14 protein-coding genes are annotated in these 13,850 nt (G+C 69.5%); 5 read left to right on the forward strand and 9 right to left on the reverse strand.

Features of this window, described 5'->3' with window-relative positions:
• Positions 1-101: 101 nt before the first annotated feature.
• A complete protein-coding gene (locus GRI72_RS12365; protein WP_160734245.1) occupies positions 102-1,037 on the forward strand; it encodes an LOG family protein in 936 nt (311 codons plus the stop codon).
• Here the strand turns inward: GRI72_RS12365 and thiD are convergent.
• The 3 genes from thiD to glmM are packed head-to-tail and all read right to left on the reverse strand — an operon-like array spanning position 992 to position 3,389.
• On the reverse strand, positions 992-1,810 hold the full coding sequence (thiD, locus tag GRI72_RS12370) for a bifunctional hydroxymethylpyrimidine kinase/phosphomethylpyrimidine kinase (protein WP_160734246.1): 819 nt from the start codon (positions 1,808-1,810) through the stop codon (positions 992-994). The two genes, GRI72_RS12365 and thiD, sit on opposite strands and share 46 nt — an antisense overlap.
• The gene (locus GRI72_RS12375) at positions 1,807-2,031 is read right to left on the reverse strand and encodes a DUF1272 domain-containing protein (protein ID WP_160734247.1); all 225 of its coding nucleotides are present in this window, start codon (positions 2,029-2,031) and stop codon (positions 1,807-1,809) included. The genes thiD and GRI72_RS12375 overlap by 4 nt, the downstream gene beginning before the upstream one ends.
• A 20-nt stretch (positions 2,032-2,051) precedes the next feature.
• Positions 2,052-3,389, reverse strand: a complete 1,338-nt coding sequence (gene glmM / locus GRI72_RS12380; RefSeq protein WP_160734248.1) for a phosphoglucosamine mutase — start codon at positions 3,387-3,389, stop codon at positions 2,052-2,054.
• Between the two features lie 80 nt (positions 3,390-3,469).
• On the opposite strand from glmM, the gene GRI72_RS12385 reads away from it, so the two are divergent.
• Together GRI72_RS12385 and GRI72_RS12390 are read left to right on the forward strand one after the other, a co-directional pair.
• Complete coding sequence (locus tag GRI72_RS12385) at positions 3,470-4,729, forward strand: dicarboxylate/amino acid:cation symporter (protein ID WP_160734249.1); 1,260 nt, start codon at positions 3,470-3,472, stop codon at positions 4,727-4,729.
• Positions 4,730-4,808: 79 nt separating this feature from the next.
• A complete protein-coding gene (locus GRI72_RS12390; RefSeq protein WP_160734250.1) occupies positions 4,809-5,420 on the forward strand; it encodes a superoxide dismutase in 612 nt (203 codons plus the stop codon).
• 103 nt (positions 5,421-5,523) lie between these two features.
• Here GRI72_RS12390 and GRI72_RS12395 read toward each other — a convergent pair whose 3' ends face one another.
• The 3 genes from GRI72_RS12395 to GRI72_RS12405 form a co-directional block, all read right to left on the reverse strand.
• Positions 5,524-6,699: an AI-2E family transporter gene (locus GRI72_RS12395; protein ID WP_160734251.1), complete on the reverse strand. Its 1,176-nt coding sequence runs from the start codon at positions 6,697-6,699 to the stop codon at positions 5,524-5,526.
• A gap of 66 nt (positions 6,700-6,765) precedes the next feature.
• Entirely contained in the window at positions 6,766-7,377 is a 612-nt protein-coding gene (locus GRI72_RS12400) for a sigma-70 family RNA polymerase sigma factor (protein WP_160734252.1), read from the reverse strand.
• Positions 7,377-7,553 carry a NepR family anti-sigma factor gene (locus tag GRI72_RS12405; protein WP_160734253.1) on the reverse strand — a complete coding sequence of 59 codons (177 nt, stop codon included), beginning with the start codon at positions 7,551-7,553 and terminating at the stop codon, positions 7,377-7,379. The genes GRI72_RS12400 and GRI72_RS12405 overlap by 1 nt, the downstream gene beginning before the upstream one ends.
• Positions 7,554-7,746: 193 nt before the next feature.
• On the opposite strand from GRI72_RS12405, the gene GRI72_RS14855 reads away from it, so the two are divergent.
• Positions 7,747-9,585, forward strand: coding sequence for a CHASE domain-containing protein (locus GRI72_RS14855; RefSeq protein ID WP_160734254.1), 1,839 nt, complete (start codon positions 7,747-7,749; stop codon positions 9,583-9,585).
• Between the two features lie 82 nt (positions 9,586-9,667).
• Here GRI72_RS14855 and GRI72_RS12415 read toward each other — a convergent pair whose 3' ends face one another.
• The 3 genes from GRI72_RS12415 to GRI72_RS12425 all read right to left on the reverse strand — a co-directional run bounded on the left by GRI72_RS12415 (position 9,668) and on the right by GRI72_RS12425 (position 12,495).
• Complete coding sequence (locus tag GRI72_RS12415) at positions 9,668-10,462, reverse strand: response regulator (protein WP_160734255.1); 795 nt, start codon at positions 10,460-10,462, stop codon at positions 9,668-9,670.
• Between the two features lie 354 nt (positions 10,463-10,816).
• Entirely contained in the window at positions 10,817-11,257 is a 441-nt protein-coding gene (locus GRI72_RS12420; RefSeq protein ID WP_160734256.1) for a response regulator, read from the reverse strand.
• An 80-nt stretch (positions 11,258-11,337) separates the two neighbouring features.
• The gene (locus tag GRI72_RS12425; RefSeq protein ID WP_160734257.1) at positions 11,338-12,495 is read right to left on the reverse strand and encodes an N-acetyltransferase; all 1,158 of its coding nucleotides are present in this window, start codon (positions 12,493-12,495) and stop codon (positions 11,338-11,340) included.
• A 155-nt stretch (positions 12,496-12,650) separates the two neighbouring features.
• Between GRI72_RS12425 and GRI72_RS12430 the strand changes: the two genes are divergently transcribed.
• The gene (locus tag GRI72_RS12430) at positions 12,651-13,757 is read left to right on the forward strand and encodes a fatty acid desaturase family protein (RefSeq protein WP_160734258.1); all 1,107 of its coding nucleotides are present in this window, start codon (positions 12,651-12,653) and stop codon (positions 13,755-13,757) included.
• Positions 13,758-13,850 lie beyond the last annotated feature (93 nt).

The following is a 13,850-nucleotide window of genomic DNA, read 5'->3' on the forward strand; positions in this document are numbered from 1 at the left end:
GGAAGCCCGTCGAGGTTGCGGGCGGGGCCGGGGCGCGGCCTCGCCGGCCCTGCCGCGGCGGGGCATTGCCGCCCCGCGGCGGCGGGCCTATGGGAAGGCCGATGAGCGAAGAAAACGAAACACGCGGCGAGCGCGATCTCGCCGACCGCAAGTTCTACCCCGCAGACCAGGAAGCCGCCTTCTCCGACGCGGCGATGCCGCAGACGCCGCAGACGCGCCACCCGGCCTACAAGCTGGCGTTTCGCGACACCGACTTCCTGCTGCGCGACGAACTGCGCCCGGTCCGCTTCCAGCTGGAGCTGCTGAAGCCCGAAATGCTGCTGGACGAGGCCGGGGTCGGCTCCACCCTCGTCATGTATGGTTCCGCGCGCATTCCCCCGCCCGAGGCGGTGGACGAAGCGCTGGCCGGCGCGAAGGACCTGCCGGACGACGAGCGCCGCGTGGTCGAGAACCTGGCGCGGAAGGCGAAGTACTACGGCGAGGCCTACAAGCTGTCGAAGATGGTCAGCGAGAAGTCGATCATCGAAGGGGGCAAGCGCCAGTTCGTCGTCTGCTCGGGCGGCGGCCCCTCGATCATGGAAGCCGCGAACAAGGGCGCGAGCGACGCGGGGGCGGAATCGATCGGGCTCAACATCGTCCTGCCGCACGAGCAGGCGCCCAATCCCTATGTCACGCCCTATCTCTCGTTCCAGTTCCACTACTTCGCGCTGCGCAAGATGCATTTCCTGCTGCGGGCCAAGGCGGTGGCGGTCTTCCCCGGCGGTTTCGGCACGTTCGACGAGTTCTTCGAACTGCTGACGCTGATCCAGACGGGCAAGATGAAACCCATGCCGATCCTGCTGTTCGGCAAGGATTTCTGGAACCGGGTGATCGATTTCGAGGCGCTGGCCGACGAGGGGACGATCAGCCACAAGGACCTGGAACTGTTCCGCTGGTGCGAGACCGCGGACGAAGCGTGGGAGAAGATCGCCCGCTTCTACCAGATCGACGGTTACGAGGCCGACCCGGTCGAGGAACTGCCCCCGCGCACCGCCTGATGGCCCAGCGGGCCGTGGCCCGCGCCGAACCCGGGGGCCTTGCGCAGCGCCTCGATCACGAAGCGCCGGCCCAGCCGCACCGCGTGTTCGAGCGGCTGGCCATGCCCGAGCAGGGTCGCGATCGCCGACGACAGCGTGCAGCCGGTGCCGTGGGTATGGCGGGTCTCGATCCGCGCATCGTCGAACGAGGCGAAATCGCCGCTGGTGTGCACCAGCCGGTCGGTCACCCGCGCTTCGGCCCCGTGCCCGCCCTTGGCCAGGACCGCGCAGCCGTGGTCCTGCGCCAGGCGGTGCGCGGCGGCGGCGATCTCGTCCGGGGTGGCGCAGGGCATTCCGGCCAGCGCGGCCAGTTCGGGCAGGTTGGGGGTGGCCAGGGTGGCGCGGCGCATCAGCGCGCCGAAGGCCTCGATCGTCTCTTCGTCCGCCAGCACCGCGCCGCTGGTCGCGACCATGACCGGGTCGAACACCACGTGGCCATCGAATCCGGCCAGCAGGTCGGCCACGGCGCGGGCCGTGGCGGGCGATCCGAGCATGCCGATCTTCACCGCGTCGGCACCGATGTCGTCGAGGCAGCTACGCGCCTGCCGTGCCACAAGCTCGGGGGCGAGCGGTTCGACCGCCTGCACCCCGGTCGTGTTCTGCGCGGTGATCGCGGTGATCGCGGTCATCGCATAGCCGCCCAGCATGGTGACCGTCTTGATGTCGGCCTGGATGCCGGCCCCGCCCGAACTGTCGGACCCGGCAATGGCGAGGACGCGTGGCGGCGCGTTCATGCGCGGAACCTGCGTTCGGCGGAGGGCGGATACTTGCCGAGCAGCGCCTTCGCCCGGGTCGGCCGGTCCATCAGCTCGCCGCCGCAGTTCGGGCAGCGATCGTCGAGCGCCTCGGCACAGGCGGCGCAGAACGTGCATTCGAAGCTGCAGATGAAGGCGCCCGGTGCCTGCGCCGGCAGGTCCGTTCCGCAACGTTCGCAGTCGGGGCGCATCTGCAGCATCGGCCTGTCCGCCGCGACCGTCAGGCCGCCGCCTTCACGGCGGCGCAGATCCGGTCCACGACCTGTTCGACCTGGGCCGCATCGTCGCCTTCGGCCATGACCCGGATCACCGGCTCGGTGCCCGAAGCGCGGATGACCACGCGGCCCCTGCCCTCCAGCTCGGCCCGGGCGTCGGCGATGCAGGCCTTGACGCTTTCCGCCTCCAGCGGGGCGCCGCCCGAATAGCGCACGTTCTTCAGCAGTTGCGGAACCGGCTCGAACTGGTGCAGCAGCTCGCTCGCCGGCTTGCCCGCGCGCACGAGGCTGGCCAGCACCTGGAGCGCGGCAACCGTGCCGTCGCCCGTGGTGGCGTGATCGAGCAGGATCATGTGCCCCGATTGCTCGCCGCCGACGTTGAACCCGCCCTGGCGCATCCGTTCGAGGACGTGGCGGTCGCCCACCTTGGTCCGTTCGAGCGAGAGGCCCTGGTCTGCCAGGCAGCGCTCGAGCCCGAGGTTCGACATGACGGTGGCCACGACCCCGCCCCCGCGCAGCGCCTGCCGGTGGGCGAGGCGGGTGGCGATCAGCGCCATGATCTGGTCGCCGTCGACCGTGCGGCCGCGTTCGTCGATCACGATCAGGCGGTCGGCATCGCCGTCGAGCGCGATCCCGATATCGGCGTTCTCGCGCACGACCGCGGCCCGTACCGCCTCGAGCGCGGTCGAACCCACCCCGTCGTTGATGTTCGTGCCGTCGGGCGCGACGCCGACCGTCACGACGTCCGCGCCCAGTTCCCAGATCGCCGAGGGCGTGACCTGGTAGGCCGCGCCGTGGGCGCAATCGACCACGACCTTCAGGTCGTCGAAGCGGACCTGGTTCGACACCGACTGCTTGACCGCGTGGATATAGCGGCCGCGCGCGTCCTCGATCCGGCGGGCGCGGCCGATCATCGGCGCGGCGACGAGCGGCGGATCGGCTTCGAGCAGCGCCTCGATCGCGACCTCGTCCTCGTCCGAGAGCTTGAAGCCGTCGGGGCCGAACAGCTTGATGCCGTTGTCTTCGAACGGGTTGTGGCTGGCGGAGATCATCACCCCCAGGTCGGCCCGCATCTCGCGCGTCAGCAGGGCGATCGCCGGGGTCGGCAGGGGGCCGGTCATGATCACGTCCATCCCCACGCTGGTGAAACCGGCGACCAGCGCGCTTTCCATCATGTAGCCGGAAAGGCGGGTGTCCTTGCCGATCACGACCCGGTGGCGGTGGTCGCCGCGCAGGAAATGGCGGCCCGCGGCCTGGCCCACGCGCATGGCCGTCGCGGCGGTCATCACGCCGTCGTTCGTGCGCCCGCGAATGCCGTCGGTACCGAAAAACTTGCGTGCCATGTTCGAATTCTATCCCCCCGGCGATTTGCCAGCCGCTTCTGGCGCGGTTAGGCGGCAAAGGAAAGGGGACCCGCGCACGGATGGCCGTCGAAAAGGCAGAATCTACCGAACTCCTGGCGATCCGGCTCCCCGTGTGGTGGACGTTCGGCGGCCTCGTCGCGGGCCTGCTCGCCGGGCTGGCGCTGGCCGGGACCGATGCGCTCGACCCGGTGCTCGCGGTGACCGAGCCGACCGGCGCGCTGTGGCTGCAGGCGCTGCAGATGACGATCATCCCGCTGGTATCCGCGCTGCTGGTGATCGGGATCGCGCAGATGGTCCAGGCCGCGCGCGCGGGTCGCGCGGCGCGGCGGATGCTGGGCTGGGTCTTCGCGGTCCTGCTCTTCTCGGGCCTCGCCGCGGCGACGATGATGCCGCTGCTGCTCAACCTCTTCCCGATCCCCCCTTCGGCCGGGACGCTGCTGCAGACCGGCGACATCGCGCCGCAGGAGGTGCCCGGGCTGGCCGATTTCCTGACCTCGCTGATCGCGCCCAACGTCATCGCCGCGGCGGCCGAGACGACGATGCTGCCGCTGACGATCTTCTTCGCGCTGTTCGCCGTGGCCGTCGCGCGCCTGCCGGCGGCGCAGCGCGATACGCTGCTCGGCGTGTTCCGCGCGCTGGCCAATGCCATGCTGACGATCATCGGCTGGGTCCTATGGATCGCGCCGCTCGGCGTCTTCGCGCTCGCGCTCGGGGTCGCCGCGCGCGCAGGCGGCGGGGCCTTCGCCACGCTGGTCCACTATATCCTCGCCGTGTCCGCGATGGGGGCGATCGTGCTGCTGGCGGGCTATGCCCTCGCCTGGTTCGGCGGCGGGATCGCGCCGCTGCGCTTCGCGCGGGCGATGATTCCCGCCCAGGCGGTCGCGGTCTCGACCCAGAGCTCGCTCGCCAGCCTGCCCGCCATGCTGGCGGTCGCGCGGCGGCTGGGCGTGCGCGAGAGCACGGCCGACTTCGTCCTGCCGCTGGCCGTGGCGATCTTCCGCGCGACCAGCCCGGCGATGAACCTCGCGGTCGCGATCTACGTCGCCACGCTGGCGGGGGTGGAGCTGACCCCGGCGACGCTGGCGGCGGGCATCGCCGTGGCGCTGGTCATCTCGGTCGGGTCGGTCAGCCTGCCCGGTTCGATCAGCTTCGTGATCTCGATCGGCCCGATCGCGCTGGCGATGGGCGTGCCGATCGAACCGCTGGCCTTGCTGGTTGCGGTGGAGATGCTGCCCGATATCATGCGCACCCTCGCCAACGTGACGCTGGATGTGGCAGTAGCGGCGGCGACCGATCGCCCGGAGGACGAAACCGTATAGATCTTGCAACCCATGGCCGGCCCGCGCGTTGGACGGGCAAGCCGAACCTTCAACTCTGGACCTTTAGGGGAACCAATCCATGGCCTTCAAACTGATCGACCTGCCTTATGCCAGCGACGCCCTCGCGCCCGCCGTGTCGGCCGAGACGCTGAGCTATCACCACGGCAAGCACCACCAGGCCTACCTGGACAAGACCAACAAGGCGATCGAGGGCACCGGCCTCGAGGGCAAGCCGCTGGAAGACGTCGTCGCCGCGGCCCGCGACAGCGACCAGGGGCTGTTCAACAACGCGGCGCAGAGCTGGAACCACGGGTTCTACTGGCACTCGCTGTCGCCCGAAGGCGGCTCGCCTTCGGACGAGCTGGCCTCGCTGATCGACGATGCCTTCGGCTCGCTCGACGATCTCAGGTCGAAGCTGGCCGAGCGCGGCGCGGGCCACTTCGCCAGCGGCTGGGTCTGGCTGGCGGAGAAGGGCGGCAAGCTCTCGATCGAGGAAACGCACGACGGCGACACGCTGGCGGACCAGGATTTCAACCCGCTGCTGACGATCGACGTGTGGGAACACGCCTATTACCTCGATCACCAGAACAAGCGGCCCGAATACCTCGACCAGGTGATCGGCGGGAAGCTCAACTGGAACTTCGCCTCGGAAAACCTCGCCCGCGGCGAAACCTGGAAATACCCGGGCTGATCCCGCGCGCCCGGCGACCGGGCGCGAAATGCGAAAGGCCCGCCTCGCGCTCGTGCGCGGGGCGGGCCTTTTCGCATGGCGCCGTTCCAATGGAAGGCGGAGGCTAGACCGGTTCCTCTTCCTGGCCGAGCGCCATGAGGTTGGTCGCGAACAGCGGCTCGCCGAAGATGAAGCCGACCAGGTTCGGCCGGCCGACATGGTCGAAGAAAGCCGTCAGCATCAGCAGGATCGGGACCGAGAGCAGGGCACCGAACACGCCCCAGATCCACGAGAAATAGCTGAGCGCGATGAGGATCATCACCGGGTTCATCGTGAAGCGCGCGCCGAGGATCGACGGGGTGACGACGTTCGATTCGACCGTGTGCAGCGCGAGGTAGGCCGCCGCCGGCACGATGCCGAGCAGGAGGGTATCCCCGGTGCCGATCCCGAACAGGGCCAGCAGCGCCGTCATCGCCAGCGGCCCGATATAGGGCAGGAAGTTGAGCAGCGCGGCCAGCCCGCCCCACATGACCGGCGCCTCTACCCCCAGCGCCCAGGCGCCGAGGGCCACGACCACGCCGACCCCGGCGTTGATCCACGAGACCGTGAAGATATAGGCGGCGACCCGGTCCTGCACCTCGCGCATGACCCGCGCCGCCTTGATGCTGGTGCCGAAACTGGCGCGATCGAACAGCAGGTGCCGCCGCAGCCGCACGCGCGCCTCGATCATGAAGAACGTCATCAGGAAGGTCAGCAGGACTTCGAGCACGACGCTGGGCGTGGCGAAGGCGAGCTGTTCGATCACCGAGGGGCTGGCCAGCACGACCTCGCGCGAGGTGGAGCGGCCCATCAGGTCGGCCAGCCGCTCGTTCGCGGCCGCGACCCAGGCGAATTCGTCGCGCAGCTCGCCGAAGCGGCGCGCGACCTGGTCGGCCATCGCCGGCAGGCTGTCGAACAGGGCGATCGCCGGCTGCAGGATCAGCGCCAGCGCGAGCAGCAGGACCCCGAAGAACGCGGCCAGCGCCACGAGCGAGGCGAGCACGTTGGGCAGGCCCCAGCCGGCCAGGCGGTCGGCCAGCGGCGAGAGGATGATCGTCAGCACCACTGCCGTGACGAGCGGCAGGAACACGACCGATCCGATCGACAGGACGAAGGGCAGGGCGAGGAACAGGCCGAGCCCGATCAGCAGGACGAGCGCCGAGATCAGGCGCAGTTCCTGTTCGGCGAAGGCCGCGCGCGTCGTCCGCCGGGCGGGGCGCCCGGCGGGTTCGGCAGATGCTGCGGGGGGCCTGTCGGTCATGCGGCTGCCGGATCCTGTCTGCGATTTCGGCGGCCATAGCCGCGCCGCGCCCGGCCTAGCAAGCGACTAGCGCGTGGGGGAGGTTTCGCCGCGGCCGGCGGCCACGTCGTCGAGTTCTTCCAGGATCGCGCGATGGGCCGCGTCGTCCTCGATCGAACGCTGGGGGATCGACCCGTCCTGCAACATGGCGCTGAGCGCGGCGCGCGCGCGGCCCACGCGGCTCTTGATCGTGCCGACCGCGCATCCGCAGATCGTCGCCGCTTCCTCGTAAGAAAAGCCGCCGGCGCCGACCAGCAACAGCGCCTCGCGCCGCTCCGGCGGCAGGGTCAGGAGCGCGCGGTGCATGTCGGACAGGTGGATCGGCTCTTCCTGGCCCGCAGGCTGGGTCAGCAGCCGCTCGGCCACGTTCTCGTCGTACTCGCCGCGGAAGCGGTTGCGCCGCATGTCGGTGAGATAGGCGTTGCGCAGGATCACGAATGTCCAGGCGCGCATGCTGGTGCCGGGTTCGAACCGTTCCTGCGCGGCCCAGGCCTTGAGCAGGGTTTCCTGGACCAGGTCGTCGGCCATGTCGGGCCGGCCGCACAGGCCGCGCGCGAAGGCGCGCAGGTGCGGGACGACTTCGGTCAGCTCGCGCTTGAAATCGGCTTTCTCGGAAGCCGTGCGTTCGGGGCCGGCCATCAGGATTTATCGTCCAGCTTCGAGAGCAGCTCCTTGAAGCTGTCGGGCAGCGGCTCCTCCACCACCGAATCGTACAGCTGGCGCAAGCCGTCGGCCCATCCCGGGTTGTCCCGCTTCTTCTTGCTGTCCCCGCTGTCGATGGCGTCCCCCTTACGTCGATCCCCGTCAGTATGCATGTAAGCTCGCAATCCTTCGAAAAAATACGTAAAACCCCGGCGGCGCCTTACGGTGCCCGCGGGGACTTTTCCAGTTTTCCAACTTATGGTCTGCCAGGGGGAACGAAGCCGCGGGTGCTTGGTTCCCGAACTGGAGGGGCGTTGCCCGCCGGTCGTGAGTCTTGGTTTGTTTGGTGGAGTGCGGCGCAGCCTGATGCCAGTTAACGCGTCTCGACGGGGAAGAAGTCGCCGCTGGCTGGTAGAGTATCCGCGCGCCGCGCCGGTCGCCATCTTCCTGCTGATAGCCGCGATCACCGCGCTCAGTGTCTTCGCGATCGAGCGGGGGGAGGCGCAGCGCGAATCCGCCCGCCTCAACGAACGCGCGCGCGCGGTCGCCTCCGCCCTCGAACGGCGGGCCAGCGCCAATTCCGCCTACCTGCGCGCGGGCGCGGCCATGTTCGCCGCGGTGGACCGGGTGGACGAGACGCTGTTCGACCGTTTCGTGTCCGAGCTGCAGCTCGACTTCGACTATCGCGGCACGGAAGGGATCGGCTGGGCGCAGAACCTGCGATCCTACGAACTCGACCAGTTCCGCGCCGGCGCCAACCCGCCGGCGCCCGCCGCCGCGCCCGACGACGCGACCGAGGGCGACGCGATCGAGGGCGAACAGGGAGCCGGCACCGGCCGCGATCCCGCCGGTTCGACCGCAGCGCCCGGGCCGCCCGCCGATACCGCCGCTGCCGCGCCACCCGCGGACGGGGCGACCACGGGCGCCGCGCCGGCCCCGGTCCAGATCTGGCCCGTTCCCAGCGCGATGACCGGCCGTGTCGTCCCGGTCACCTTCCTGCGCCCGGACACCGATCGCAATCGCCGGATGCTGGGGTACAACATGTTTTCCGAGCCGGTGCGCCGCGCCGCGATGGAGGAGGCGGAGACGACCGCCCAGCCGACCGCGAGCGGCAAGGTCCAGCTCGCCTATCGCGACGGGCCGCAGATGCCGGGCTTCATCGTCTACATGCCGGTGTTCCGCGGCAACCTGAGCCAGCGCAGCCTGCGCGGCTTCATCTACAGCCCCTTCAACGCGGAAAACTTCCTCGCCTCCGCGCTCGAACTGGCCGACGCGGGGGAGCGCGGCGTGCGCCTCTACGACGGCGAGCCGACGCCCGACCGGCTGCTGGCGCAGATCGCGCCCGATGCCGGCTCGGGCAAGTCGGTGCAGCAAAGGATCACGATCGCCAACCGGCCGATGGTGGTCGAAGTCGCCTCGCCCGCGGCCGCCAGCCTCTCGACGCTGTCGATGGTAACCCTGCTGTTCGGCCTGCTGGTCGCCAGCCTCCTGCTGGTCGTCGCCCGCCTGGTGACGCAGCAAACGCGCGAGGACCAGCTGAAGCTGGAATGGCTCGAAGAACAGGATTCGATCCGCAACTCGCTGACGCGCGAGCTGAACCACCGGGTCAAGAACACGCTGGCCAACATCCTCTCGATCGTCGCGCTCACTCGCCGCCGGTCCGAATCGCTCGACGAGTTCGCCGACGGGCTGGATGGCCGCATCCGCGCGATCTCCGCCACCCACGACCTGCTCACGCAGTCGGAGTGGGGGACCACGCCGGTGCGCGCGGTGGTGGCGGCCGAAATGGCCCCGCACGTCCACGATTCGGGGGCCGACTTCTCGGTCGACGGGCCGGAAGTGGAACTGGCCCCGGGCGACGCGCTGACGCTGGGCCTGGCGATTCACGAGCTGGCGACCAATGCCTCGAAATACGGCGCGCTGTCGGTGCCCGAAGGGCGCGTTTCGGTGCGCTGGGAGCTGGAAGGCAAGAACATCGTGCGGATGGAATGGGTGGAAACCGGCGGTCCGCGCCTGTCCGGCCGGCCCGAGTGGCGCGGCTTCGGCCTCGACCTGATCGAGAAGATCGTCGCGCACGAACTGAACGAGCGGGTCGAACTGGAATTTCCGCCCGAGGGCGTGCGCTGCACGCTGCGCATCCCGGTCCGGCGGCCGAGCCAGTTCGCGATCCGCGCGGCGCGGCGCAAGGAAAAGGCCGCGGGCTGAACCCGCGGCCTCGATCGTTTCCCGGCTGCCAGTGGAAGCGCCCCTGCGGGCGGCGCCCGGCCTGCGGACGCCGCGCCGCGGGTCAGGCGATCGGCTGGCTGGAGTTGAAGAACAGCGCCTGGCTGATCGCGGTGCGCACCGTCGCTTCCTTGAACGGCTTGGTGACCAGGTAGGTCGGTTCCGGCCGGTCGCCGGTGAGCAGGCGTTCGGGATAGGCGGTGATGAAGATCACCGGCACCGAATCGATCGCGAGAATATCGTCCACCGCGTCGAGGCCCGAGGAGCCGTCGGCCAGCTGGATGTCGGCCAGGACGAGGCCCGGGGTCTTCTCGGCGACGACTTCCTGCGCCTGCGTGCGGGTGGCGGCGGTGCCGCAGATCTCGTGCCCGAGCGAGGTCACGAGGTCTTCGAGCTGCATCGAGATCAGCGGCTCGTCCTCGATGATCAGCACGCTCGTGCTCGATTCGCGGTCGATTTCCTCGACCGCTTCCTGGACCAGCTTCTCGACCGACTCGCGGTCGAGATCCATGATCTCGGCGGTCTGGTCGATGCTGAAGTCTTCCAGCGTCGTCAGCAGCAGCGCCTGGCGGTTGAGCGGCGTGATCGCGCTCAGCCGGTCGTGCGCCGCGCTTTCGTGCATTCCGGCTTCCGGCCCTTCGCCGGTGGTTTCCAGATAGGCGCTCGACCAGACCTTGTTGAACGCGCGGTAGAGCGGCACGCGGCCCCCGGCGAGCGATTCCTTCAGCTGTTCGTCGGCCAGCGCCGCTTCCAGCGTCTGGCGGACGAAGGCGTCTCCGGTCGATTGCGATCCAGTCAGTGCGCGGGCGTAGCGGCGCAGGTACGGCAGATTGTTGGCTACCTGTTCTCCAAGCGGCATGAATTCCCTTCCCTAGAAGTGAGGCGTCGCTAGAACGCACGCATGCGCCCTTGGTTCCACGGGCGCGCTGGTGGACGATAAGCCGCCCCCGCGCAAGCGCCTGGCGGCCGCCTGCCCGGTGCGCGAGCCAACCGAAAACCTGCCCCGCAGGAAAAAATGAAAAAATTCACCCGGCCCGGGAACCAGCGTTCTGGCCGGTCATTATCTGACTGTCACCGCCGAGACCCCCCTCCCGTCCAAGCGGCAGGTGATACGATCCCGAAGGGCCTCCGCTCGATACGTCGAGCGGAGGCCTTTTTTTTGGCTCCGCCGGGCGGCCGCAAACGGGCGCAGGGAAGCGCGGGATCGGGCAGGTCAGGCGATCGGGCGGCGCAGGCGATCGAGCAGGCCCCGGCGGCGCGGCGCGGCGACCGCGCGCACGAGGTCGCGCGGGTCGTATGGCTTCTCGAGCACTGTGCCCAGTTCGGCCACTTGCGGCGGGATGCGATCGGGGGCGCCGGTGGAAAAGACGATCCGCGGCGGCTGGGGGCCGACGCTGTCGATCAGCTCGGCAATCGCCCAGCCATCGTCGCGGTCGGCCAGCTGCACGTCGAGAACGACGACGTCGGGCCGGCTCCGGCGCAGGGCCTCCAGCGCGGCCTCGGTCGTCTGGCAGATCTCCACCCGGCGCGCGCCGGCGTCGCGCAGCGCGGCCTCGATCGCGAGCGAAAGAACCGCGTCGTCCTCCACCACCAGCACGTGGCCGATGTCCGGCGTCTGCGAAGCCGACGAGGGTGCCCTGCCTGTCTTGCCCATGTCTTCTTTCAGATCCGGGCCGCACCCCGTGTGCGCCCGTGCAGGAAACGGGGCGGGTGCGGGCCCGGTTCCCGCAATGGCTACAGCGACTTGCGGTAGATCGCGTATTCGCGGTTGATCTCGCTCTCGATCGCGTCGGCGATGGCGACCATGCCCTGGTTGTCTTCGAGGATCCAGCCGATCTCCCCCCGCTCGGTGCCGTTGGCGCGGGTCGTGTCCTCGCGGATCTCGCTGATCATCATGAAGGCCAGCTGGCTGGCGAGGCGCGAGTTGTGAAATTCCTTCAGCACGCCCATCAGCGGCACCCGCGCCGTGCGCGCGCGCGGCTTGCGCAGCCAGCGCAGCATCGTGATCCAGCCGAAGGGGAACAGCCTGCCGCCGATCCGGGCCAGCGGTTCGTTCACGTCGGGCAGGGCGAGCATGAAGGCGACGGGCCGTCCGTCCAGCTCCGCGATGCGGGTCAATTCCTCGCGCACCAGCGGGCGCAGCTTCTTCGCGCCATAGGCGATCTCGCGCTCGGTAAAGGGGACGAAGCCCCAGTTCTTCGACCAGGCATCGTTGAGGATGTGCAGCACGGTGCGCACGTCCTGCGTGTAATTGGCGTGGTCCACCGGGCGGATGCGGATGCGCGGGTTGCGCTTGCCCGACTGGACGATGCGCCGCACGATCGGCGGGAAATCGTCGCTGACGTCGAGCGCGTAAGTGAACAGACGCTTGGCCACTTCGTAACCCGCGTTCTCGACATAGCCCTGGTAGCGGGGCGGGTGATGGCCCATCAGCACCGTCGGCGGCTGGTCGTGCCCGGCGACCAGCAGGCCCGGCTCTTCCCACATCGAGAGCGAGATCGGGCCGAGCACGCGCGTCATCCCCTGTTCGCGCAGCCAGCCTTCCGCCGCGGCCAGCAGGGCGCGGGCGGCGCTCTCGTCCTCGGCATCGAAATAGCCGAAGATCCCGGTGCCGGGGCCGAAGCCCTGTTCGGCCGGCATGTCCAGCATCAGCCGGTCGACGCAGGCCGCGATCCGCCCCACCGCCCTGCCGCCGCGGCGGGCGATGAACAGCTGCACCCGGGCATGGTCGAAAAGCGGGTTCCTGGCCGGGTCGAGCAGTTCCATCTGCTCGCCGCGCAGCTGGGGCACGGCATTGGGCGTTACGGCGGAAAAGCGGCGGCCGAGATCGACGAAGGCCGCGCGCCCCGCCTTGCCCTCGACCGCCTCGATCACTATTTCGGTGTCTGTCACGGGCTATCCTGTTCAGCTTGGGTTAGCCCTGTCTGTGCTTGTCGCGCCTTGTCAAGCAACAGCGATGGCAGGGCCGCCGCGCCGGCCGCAATGGCGGCGGATTGTTCCTTCGGCGGCCGTTTTGCTGTAGGCGCATTCTCCCGGGACCAATGACCATGAACCTGCAACAGACGATCGAGCCTGCCGCCGGCACCGTCCCGCCTGCCGCCCCGCGCGCCGGGGCGAAGGCGGCGATTGCAGACGACAAGGCGATGCTGCGCGCCGCCCGCGACCTGACGAAGGACATCGCGGTTGCGCGGCCCGCGATCTACTGGACCGACACGCTGCTTTCGGCCGGGATCGGCTATGCCGCGCTGGCGGGCGCGATCCTGGTGGACAGCGTGCCGCTGGCAATCGCGCTGGGCGTGGTCGCGGCGCTGGCGCTCTATCGCGCGCTCCTGTTCATCCACGAACTGTCGCATATCCACCGCGACGCGCTGCCCGGATATCGACTGGCGTGGAACCTGCTCGTCGGCATTCCCGTGCTGACCCCTTCGTTCATGTATGAAGGGGTGCACACGCTCCACCACGCGCGCACGCGTTACGGCACGGTCGAAGATCCGGAATACCTGCCGCTGGCGCTGATGAAGCCGTGGAGCCTGCCGCTGTTCGTCGCGATCGCCCTGCTGGCGCCGCCGGCGCTGCTGTTCCGCTTCGCCGTGCTGGTGCCGCTGGGCGCGGTTGTCCCCCCGGTGCGCAAGCTGGTGTGGGAGCGGTTTTCCGCGCTTTCGATCAATCCCGATTTCCGCCGCCGGCCGCCCGAAGGCGAGCTGACGAGGCGCGTGTTCTGGCAGGAACTGGGCGGCAGCCTGTGGGCCATCGCCCTGCTGGCCAGCACGTTCGCGATCGGCTGGCGCCCGCTCCTGATCGCGCTCGCCGTGCTCTCGCTGACCGCCGTGTTGAACCAGCTTCGCACGCTCGTCGCGCACTTGTGGGAAAACGACGGCGAACCGATGACGGTGACCGCGCAGTTCCTCGATTCGGTCAATGTCCCGCCGCCCGGCTGGATGGCGGCGATCTGGGCCCCGGTGGGCCTGCGCTACCACGCGCTGCACCACCTTCTGCCCAGCATGCCCTATCACTCGCTGGGCGAGGCGCATCGACGGCTGGCCGCGCACCTGGGGCAGGATTCGACATATGCCGGGGCCAACCACCCGGGGATGCTGCCGCTGGTCATGCGGATCGCGCGCAGCACGATGCGGGTGGGCCGGCCCGGCGCCTGACCGCCCGCCGCCCCGCCGCACATCTGCCGGCGCGAATGCAACGAAAGAGGGGCCGCCTCCCGCACCGGGAAGCGGCCCTCTGGCATTTCGCCC

It is taken from the genome of Pelagerythrobacter marinus (assembly GCF_009827515.1).
In the GTDB taxonomy this organism is placed as follows: domain Bacteria; phylum Pseudomonadota; class Alphaproteobacteria; order Sphingomonadales; family Sphingomonadaceae; genus Pelagerythrobacter; species Pelagerythrobacter marinus.